Source organism: Thermogemmatispora sp., from assembly GCF_019683755.1.
Taxonomy (GTDB): domain Bacteria; phylum Chloroflexota; class Ktedonobacteria; order Ktedonobacterales; family Ktedonobacteraceae; genus Thermogemmatispora.
The window spans coordinates 1-7,558 of sequence record NZ_JADGHT010000233.1 but is presented as its reverse complement, the minus strand read 5'-3'; the positions used below and the strand labels follow the sequence as shown (position 1 = coordinate 7,558).

The window sequence follows — 7,558 nt, the reverse complement described above, 5'->3', positions numbered from 1 at the left end:
AAAGTTACAGTGTAATAACGAGTGCTTGCTATGTCAAGGGGACGGGACCGAAGTTGGCGGGCAGAAAGGAGCCAGGGGGAGAAATTGCGTGCTGCTGAAGCCTGAGCTAACCTGGTCCTAGGCCAATGGTCACAATTGACAGCACGGAGAGCGCCTTTTATCCTGGAGGGCAGGAAATTCTTACGGCGGAGGCAGATATTCAATCATGGCTCCCGACTTTGCCCATCTGCATGTTCATACTGAGTACTCCCTCCTTGATGGCCTCAGCCGCATTAGTGCCCTGGTCAAACGAACGAAAGAGCTAGGCATGAAGCATCTAGCCATTACCGACCACGGCGTTATGTACGGGGCTATCGAGTTCTATAAAGCCTGCAAAAACGAAGGTATTCACCCTGTTATTGGCGTCGAGGCCTATCTGACTGAAGATCTCCATGATCGCACGAAACGCCATAAAGAAGATTATAATCATCTTCTGCTTCTGGCTAAAAACTATACTGGTTATCGCAATTTAATGAAACTGACCACCATTGCCAACACCGAAGGGGTGCACCTCAACAAGCCGCGCATTGATCGTCGCTGTCTGGAGCAGTATGGCGAGGGGCTAATAGCCACCTCCTCCTGTCTGGGCGGTGAGATCCCGCAGCTCTTGATCCAGGACAAAATCGACGAGGCGCGCAAGATCATTCGCTGGTATCAGGATGTCTTTGGCCCAGAAAACTTTTATTTCGAGCTTCAGGAGCATTCTGGCTATCCTGAGCAAGAGATCGTTAATAAACGCCTTTACGAGCTTCATCGTGAAACGGGCGTGCCACTGATCGTCACCAATGACCTGCACTATGTTAATGCCGCCGATGCGCACACGCATGAGGTACTCCTCTGTGTCCAGACCCAGAGCCAACTGAGCGACCCGCGGCGTTTCAAATTCGAGAGCCACGAATTCTACTTACGCAGCCCCGAAGAGATGCAGCGCCTCTTTCCGGATCTCCCTGAAGCGCTCCTCAATACCGTACGCCTCGCCGAGTCTTGTGAAGTTGATCCCCTGGCCTATAAAGCCTCGCTGCCGGCCTATACTATTCCCCCTGAGTTTCCTTCCCAGGAAGCCTATCTCTACCATCTCTGCCTGCAAGGTGTCAAAGAGCGCTTCGGCGAAATGACCGAGCGTATCAAACAGCAGCTTGACTATGAATTCAACCTGATCGTCCAGAAAGGTTTTGTGCCTTATTTCCTAATTGAATGGGATTTCGTAAATTATGCGCGCCAGCATGGCATTCGCTGTTCAGCGCGTGGCTCGGCGGCTGGCAGTCTACTTGCCTATGTACTCGGCATCACCAATGTAGACCCGCTGCGCTATCAACTCCTATTCGAGCGCTTCCTCAATCCCGAGCGCTCGGACATGCCTGATATTGATATGGACTTCCCGGATGATCGGCGTGCCGAAGTTATTGAATATGTAGCGCGCAAATATGGGCACGAATGCGTAGCGCAGATGGTGACCTTCATGACGATGGCCGCCAAAAACTCAGTGCGCGATGTGGCGCGAGTCATGGGGCAACAAGAGCTAGGTGATCGGATAGCCAGACTGATTCCCTCGGGGCCGAAAGTCACCTTAAAGAGTGCCCTGGACAATGTCCGCGAGTTACGTGCTCTCTACGATCAAAGCCCGACGGCACGTGAGCTGATTGATCAGGCGATGGCCCTGGAAGGTTCGGTACGTGGCACTGGTGTCCATGCCGCTGGCGTCATCATTGCCAATGAACCGCTGGAACACTTTGTGCCATTGCAGGCCATCAACCCGAAGGACCCCTCTCAAGGCTGGAAGACCCAATATGAGCAAGTCCATCTGGAGGAACTGGGCCTAATCAAATTCGACTTCCTGGGCCTTTCCAACCTGACCATTCTGGACAACACTCTCAAGTTCATCAAGCAGTCTCGAGGCGAAGAAGTCGTTTTAGAGCAATTGCCGCTTGATCCTCTGCCCGAGACAGACGAACGCAGCCGCGAGCTGAATGAGAAGCGTGCCCGGGCCTTTGCCCTGCTTGCTGAAGGCGAAACGACGGGCATCTTCCAGCTTGAGGGCGCCAAGATGCGCGAATACATCAAGCAGCTCAAACCAACCTGCATCGAAGACATCACCGCAATGGTAGCCCTCTATCGTCCTGGGCCGATGGATAGCATTCCTGACTTTATCGCCGCCAAGCACGGCAAAAAACAAGTCAGCTACCTTGATCCGCGTCTCAAAGAGTGGCTTGAAGAGTCCTACGGCGTGATTGTCTATCAGGACCAGGTGCTACAGATAGCTGTTCACCTGGCTGGCTTCTCGTGGGGCAAAGTCAACAAGTTCCGCAAGGCTCTCAGCAAGAAAAAGATGGACGAGGTCGAGAGCTACAAAGGAGACTTCGTCGAAGGCTGTCTCAAGAACGGCATGAAACGCGAAGTCGCTGAGCAGCTCTTTGAGCTGATCCTCCCCTTTGGGGGCTACGGCTTCAACAAGGCCCACGCTGCCAGCTACGCTGTCGTGGCCTACTATACCGCCTACCTGAAGGCTAACTATCCTGCCGAGTTCATGGCTGCCACCATGACAACGGAGGCGGCTGACGCTAAGAAGATCGCTAATGCGGTCGCCGAATGCAAGCGCCTTGGCGTGCCAGTCTGGGGGCCTGATGTCAACGCCAGTCAGAAGGGCTTCACCGTCGAAAACGGTGGCGTCCGCTTTGGTCTATTGGCCATCAAAGGGATTGGCGAAGGCCCCATCGAAGAGATCCTGAAAGCCCGTGCTGAGGGAGGTCCCTTCCGCGACCTGGCCGACTTCTGCATTCGCGTCGATCCGCGCACAGTGACCCGCGCTGTCATCGAGACTTTGATCAAGGCCGGCGCGATGGATAGCCTGGGCAATGGCAAGCGTCATCAACTGCTTGAAGCCGTTGAGCGCGCTATGCAGATCGGCAAAAGTGAGCGCGCTGCCCGCGAAAAGGGATTGGTCAGTCTCTTCGGTGAAAGCCTGGACGTAGAGCAAACCTTCGCCTTCCGCCTGAATCCTGAAACACCCGAAATCCCGCGCAAGCAATTGCTCAATTGGGAAAAGGAGCTACTAGGCACCTATATTTCGCGCCATCCCCTCGCCTACATCAGCGATCTGCTGAGCAAGCGCACGACCCATACAACCGGTCAGCTCAGCGAAGAATTGGAGAACCAGGAGGTAACCCTTGGTGGTACCATTCTGGAGGCGCGGCGCATTACCACTAAAAAGGGCGAAACGATGTGCGTGGCCAAACTAGAGGATCTGACAGGCACGGTAGAGGTGACAGTCTTCCCTCGGGTCTACGAGCGCACTGCCGACCAATGGGTTGAAGAGGCGGTAGTCTTGGTCCGGGGCAAGGTGCAGATGCGTCGCGATGAGCCTACGCTGATCTGCGACGAAATCGAACCCCTCCAGGCTGCGGAGGAGGAGCTCAACCGCCAGCGCCATCAGGTTTGTCTGCGTTTCCGCACCAGCGGCGAGAGCGAGCGCGCCATCTCCGACGATATCATCAAGTTGCAGGATCTCTATCGCTATATTCAGGAGCGGCCCGGGCGCGATCGCTACGAGCTGATTATCGAGAATGGTCATTGGCGCGTCCGCCTGCGGCCACGCGATAACACTATGCATTATTCACCTGAGCTGCGTGCCAAGCTTGAAGAGTTGCTCGGACATGAAGCTGTCACTGTCCAGGTGCTCGACGCCTAGCGGCGATGGCTTGGCCGAAGCAAGAACGAGCTGGCCAGAGAGAAGCGGAGGAAACAGAGGGAAGCAGACTGTTGTCTGCCTCCCTCGATAGCGCTGCCGGGCCAGCGCACCAGGGCTTGACAAAAGAAAAGCCGTTCTGCTATACTGCACTTGTCAAAGGCGGGGCGTAGCGCAGCCCGGTAGCGCACCACAATGGGGTTGTGGTGGTCGGAGGTTCAAATCCTCTCGCCCCGACCTGTCGAGGCACTGGTTACAAACCAGTGCCTCTCTTTTTCTAACAGCCATGAGCAGGTGACCACCTCTCCTGGCCGTCGCACTTCGATCAGCTGTTGCGAGCAGAGAGAGGCGTGGGTTTAGCTGACGATGGCTGACTGGCAGACTCCTTCCAGCCGCTTTCCCGACCTCCATTCTGCCCTATCGGTGAACAGCACAAGAGCCTGTGAAAGAGAGGTGGCGAGTGGGAGCAGCCGACAAGGAAGGGATAGTAATGCGTGGCACAAGCCAGCCCGTCAAGACAGGTGGAGACAAGGAGCGGTGAGGCGCCCTCGATTTGGGCAGCCGGCTGATAGCCGTGAGAGCCGTGGTCACCAAGTAGGCGAGCTAGTGCAACACAGGTAGGCGTTCCCAGACAGCGCGCAGCCAACGCGAGCGTAACTCCTCTCCAACCACCAGCAACGTAATGCAAATTCCCACCAGCGTGCCCATAACCCAACAGACAAGGGTGAGCGTAGTGGCATCCATCGACTGCAGCAGATGTGTGACCGAAGCCAACAGGCCCATGAGCGGGCCGCCTTCCAGAGGAAGGAGACGGAGTAAGGCTGGCTGAGTTAGTAAACTACCGAGCGAAGCAATCGTCGCCAGCAAGGCCGCGGCCAGTAGCTCACCAGGAGAGGGGCGCAACTGGGCGAGGATCGAAGACGGTTGTTGCTGAGGGGTGCGGGCCACCCGCTCCATAATGCGCAAGGAGAGATCTGCTGGCTCGGCGACCATCTGAAGGCTCTCCAGATGACGTACCACCTCTTCAAGCAGCTCCAGCTCAATGCGGCAACTTGCACAGCGTGCTAGGTGAGCCTCCAAGGCCCGCGTGCGCTCTACAGATAGCCGCCCATCCAGATAGAGCTGAAGCTGATCAGCAGCCTCACTGCAACGCATTCGTCACCTCCGCTTTCTGAGAATCCGCCTGGCGCTGGGCCTGCAGACGTGCCTTGAGCAGGTTGCGTGCGCGGAAGAGATGCGTTTTAATGGTACCGATCGGCATCATCAAAATCTCCGCCATCTCCTCGTAAGTCATTTCCTGCAGATGTCGCAGTATCAGAACGATACGATACTTGGTTGGTAACGCCTCCAGCTGTTCACGGACCAGGGCCTGGCGAGCATGAGCTTCAAGGGTAGACTCGGCCTGGCGCCTCTGGTCGCCGGCTTCGTCCAGGAGCTGCTTTTCCTGTATGGCGCTCTGGAGAGCCTTATCGCGCTTGCGCTGTTCGAGCTGGCGTAAGCAGCAGTTATAAGCAATGCGATAGAGCCAGGTAGGAAAGCGGGCCTCGCCGCGGAAGGTTGGCAAGCTCTGCCAGGCGGCTAAGAAAGCCTCCTGTGTAATCTCGCAAGCCTCCTCATAGTCCTGCAACATACGCAGAATCATATTAAAGATGCGGCGCTGGTAGCGTTGAACCAGCAGGGCGAAGGCCTCACGATCTCCATGCTGGCTGGCCCTCACAAGCTGAGCATCGTCCTGCTCCAGGCGAGCGCGGGCAGCGCTGGAGAGGGGGAGATTCAGGCTGCGAGCGGAGTGCAGCAGTTCCTCATTCATAGGTTGTGCATCAAGCCTGGTACGACTGGAGAGCGAAGCTCGGCCAGGAACGAAACGGATTTCGTCGTGCAGGACTCTTTCAATTTATCTTATATATTATACACGCGAGGCAACAGTAGCGAGGTCAGAGGCATGTCGTCGAACGTCCTGGCTGCCCTTTTGGGCTGGCTCCTGGCCCTAGTCATCTTTTGTGGCTTTATTGTCTTACTACGCTACCTTGACCATCGAGAGCGCATGGCCTTAATTGAACGTGGGTTAGACCTGGAGAGCCTGCAGAGACGCAGCCACAGCCGGCGAACCCTGCGGGCAGGACTGATTACTATGATGGTGGGCCTGGCGTTGACCTTTGGCCTGTATCCCCTGGGGTTCATGCTGCCATCAGCTCTTACCGCTGCCCCTTTCCATCTCGGTCCCTGGCTCCTGCCGGGCCTGATCCCCCTTGGAGTGGGAGCTGCCCTTGTTGCCAGCTACTATTTAGAGCAAGATGGGCAACCACCACGTGACCGCCAGAGACCACGCCCACCCTTGCTGTCACCCCCTGAAAGCGAACGGTCTGAACACAACTCGCCCTAAAAACAAGGTCAATCAGGCCCGTCTGCCTTGTACTAGCTTTCTGGTCCTCCCCTGCCTCTCGTCTCTTGACAGCTGTGTCCTATCGGCCTATACTCAGAGCAAGTTCTTTTAGTAAATCAACTAAGTCAACAATAGCACGATAAGGAGCTGCCGAGTCGCTGGTTGAGGAACTCTTAGCGGCAAATGAAGGCTACGCAGCCACCTTTAACAAAGGAGAGCTACCGCTGCCGCCGGCTAAAAAGCTCGCGATGGTCACCTGTATGGATGCGCGGATTGATCCAGCGCGTATTCTGGGATTAGAGGAAGGGATGTTCATGTCATACGCAACGCTGGAGGGCGCACAGCGGAGGCGCTGCGTTCACTCATCATTTCCCAGCAGCTCCTGGGGACGAGAGTCATCGCCGTCATTCACCACACCGATTGTGGCAGGCTCACCTTTGAGAATGCTGATCTACAGCGACGCTTGCAGTCGCAATTTGGCGTAGACGCATCGATATTTGACTTTATGCCTTTTAAAGATCTGGAGCAGTCGGTACGTGATGACATGGCTCTGCTCCGCTCTTCTCATTTTCTACTGAAAGAGACAGAGATTGGCGAATTTCATCTACGCTGTACACAGCGGGCGGCTTGCGCCCGTGCACTGACATGCCCCGCGCGTAAGAGCGGTCAGCCCTGATGTGCGGGCAGAATGCCCAGAAGGAGGAACAAGCAGAGTGGTATGGAGCGCGATAGTCTGGAGCTAGGACCACTCGTGTTTCGCACCAGCGGCGAGGGATTAATCGTCGAAACAGGGGAGCGGCGCTATGTGCTTGATCGCCAGCTTAGCTGGCAGTTGCATCAGTTTCTCCATAGCTATCAGCACGAACACCAGCAGCGTGAGTACAGCGAGAAGCGAGAGCATCGACTGCCTCTCTGGGTCTATGCGATGCAGGAACTGGGATAGAACGCTTAGTCTGATTGATCTTTTGCCTGGCCAGGCTTAGCTGCCCTCTCAGGACTCATCGGCAATCGCTGGGCTTTGGCAGGAATGGGGCGGCTCTTCGTCACCAGCAAGCCTGGTCAGGCACCAATGATAACTTTCCAATTTTCCCCTGGATTCCTCGCCTAACCCCCTTGACAGCTACAACAAACAGTGCTATTATCTCCACTGCACTCGGGAACACGGCAGCAACGATCAGCCAGGACCCGGTGCCCTAATGGATCACATGGCTGTAGTGCCTGGTGCACCTGAACAACTGAAGAGTGATAAGGCTTTGAGTTGAGTGACGACCGGAAACCTGGGTCTACAGGCGGCTAGCCCTTACCAGAATGCGTCAATGAAGGTCTCCAGGTGAGGAGACTTTCAGATAGATCTTCTGGATGGCGAGTTTGATCCTGGCTCAGGACGAACGCTGGCGGCGTGCCTAACACATGCAAGTCGAACGCTCTCTCCGCGAGGGGAGGGAGTGGCGGAC

5 protein-coding genes, 1 tRNA gene and 1 rRNA gene are annotated in these 7,558 nt (G+C 55.9%); 5 read left to right on the top strand and 2 right to left on the bottom strand.

The features are described from left to right. Nucleotides 1-205: 205 nt before the first annotated feature. Together IRZ24_RS14210 and IRZ24_RS14205 are read left to right on the top strand one after the other, a co-directional pair. On the top strand, nt 206-3,724 hold the full coding sequence (locus IRZ24_RS14210) for a DNA polymerase III subunit alpha (RefSeq protein WP_297165361.1): 3,519 nt from the start codon (nt 206-208) through the stop codon (nt 3,722-3,724). 160 nt (nt 3,725-3,884) lie between these two features. Beyond that, a tRNA-Pro gene (locus tag IRZ24_RS14205) sits at nt 3,885-3,958 on the top strand. A 366-nt stretch (nt 3,959-4,324) separates the two neighbouring features. Here IRZ24_RS14205 and IRZ24_RS14200 read toward each other — a convergent pair. Further along, nucleotides 4,325-4,876 (bottom strand): zf-HC2 domain-containing protein, encoded by a 552-nt coding sequence (locus IRZ24_RS14200; protein ID WP_297165359.1) that lies wholly within the window; start codon nt 4,874-4,876, stop codon nt 4,325-4,327. Continuing rightward, nucleotides 4,863-5,531, bottom strand: a complete 669-nt coding sequence (locus IRZ24_RS14195) for a sigma-70 family RNA polymerase sigma factor (RefSeq protein WP_297165357.1) — start codon at nt 5,529-5,531, stop codon at nt 4,863-4,865. The genes IRZ24_RS14200 and IRZ24_RS14195 overlap by 14 nt, the downstream gene beginning before the upstream one ends. A 132-nt stretch (nt 5,532-5,663) precedes the next feature. Here IRZ24_RS14195 and IRZ24_RS14190 point away from each other — a divergent pair, with 132 nt between their 5' ends. The 3 genes from IRZ24_RS14190 to IRZ24_RS14180 form a co-directional block, all read left to right on the top strand. Continuing rightward, nucleotides 5,664-6,104, top strand: coding sequence for a DUF6249 domain-containing protein (locus IRZ24_RS14190; protein ID WP_297165355.1), 441 nt, complete (start codon nt 5,664-5,666; stop codon nt 6,102-6,104). 718 nt (nt 6,105-6,822) lie between these two features. Further along, nucleotides 6,823-7,047: a hypothetical protein gene (locus IRZ24_RS14185; protein WP_297165353.1), complete on the top strand. Its 225-nt coding sequence runs from the start codon at nt 6,823-6,825 to the stop codon at nt 7,045-7,047. Nucleotides 7,048-7,460: 413 nt separating this feature from the next. Continuing rightward, a 16S ribosomal RNA gene (locus IRZ24_RS14180) occupies nt 7,461-7,558 on the top strand; the annotation flags it as partial.

Bases quoted from the DNA above. Each gene is read 5' to 3' on its own strand.
- IRZ24_RS14200 (WP_297165359.1), bottom strand. From the start codon at position 4,876: ATGCGTTGCAGTGAGGCTGCTGATCAGCTTCAGCTCTATCTGGATGGG.
- IRZ24_RS14210 (WP_297165361.1), top strand. From the start codon at position 206: ATGGCTCCCGACTTTGCCCATCTGCATGTTCATACTGAGTACTCCCTC.
- IRZ24_RS14195 (WP_297165357.1), bottom strand. From the start codon at position 5,531: ATGAATGAGGAACTGCTGCACTCCGCTCGCAGCCTGAATCTCCCCCTC.
- IRZ24_RS14185 (WP_297165353.1), top strand. From the start codon at position 6,823: ATGGAGCGCGATAGTCTGGAGCTAGGACCACTCGTGTTTCGCACCAGC.
- IRZ24_RS14190 (WP_297165355.1), top strand. From the start codon at position 5,664: ATGTCGTCGAACGTCCTGGCTGCCCTTTTGGGCTGGCTCCTGGCCCTA.